This is a genomic window from Acidiferrobacteraceae bacterium, from assembly GCA_037388825.1.
Classification (GTDB): Bacteria; Pseudomonadota; Gammaproteobacteria; order Acidiferrobacterales; family JAJDNE01; genus JARRJV01.
On record JARRJV010000030.1, the window covers coordinates 1 to 511 of the forward strand.

Here is a 511-nt window from a genome sequence, read left to right on the forward strand (position 1 = left end):
CCCGGATTTCGATACCGACCCTGCTCATTCAGGGCGGCCACGATCGTCTGGTCCCGCTATCGGCCGGTGACTGGCTGGTTCAACATCTGCAACGGGCAGACCTGCGCACAATCGAGCGTGCCGGGCACGCGCCGTTCGTGTCCCATCGGGACGAGTTCCTCGCGCTGCTGAAAGCGGCCCCGGATTCGGAGTTACAGCACCGTGCTGGATAAGCGCCGCATCCGTCAGTCCTTCGATCGCGCCGCTCCTCGCTATGACGAGTTTGCCGTCCTGCAATACGACATCGGCGGGCGTCTGCTGGAGCGGCTTGATGGGGACCAGGCAAAGACTCTCCGCCGGATACTCGACCTCGGTTGCGGTACCGGCTTCGTGACCCGCGCCCTCGCACAACGGTTTCGCGGCTCACGTGTTGTTGGTGTCGATCTTTCCCCGGCAATGGTCGAGCAGGCCAATGCGCGGCGGGGCCGGTGGAGTCGTTGCCGCTACGTGTGTGCGGATGCCGAACGCCTGC

At 64.8% G+C, this 511-nt stretch carries 2 protein-coding genes; both read left to right on the top strand.

Annotated features, from left to right (window positions below; genetic code table 11):
- A partial coding sequence (locus P8X48_07270; GenBank protein ID MEJ2107112.1) for an alpha/beta hydrolase occupies window positions 1–212 on the top strand: 212 nt, incomplete at its 5' end.
- The coding region (locus P8X48_07275; protein ID MEJ2107113.1) for a methyltransferase domain-containing protein at window positions 202–511 on the top strand (310 nt) is incomplete at its 3' end. The genes P8X48_07270 and P8X48_07275, both read left to right, overlap by 11 nt.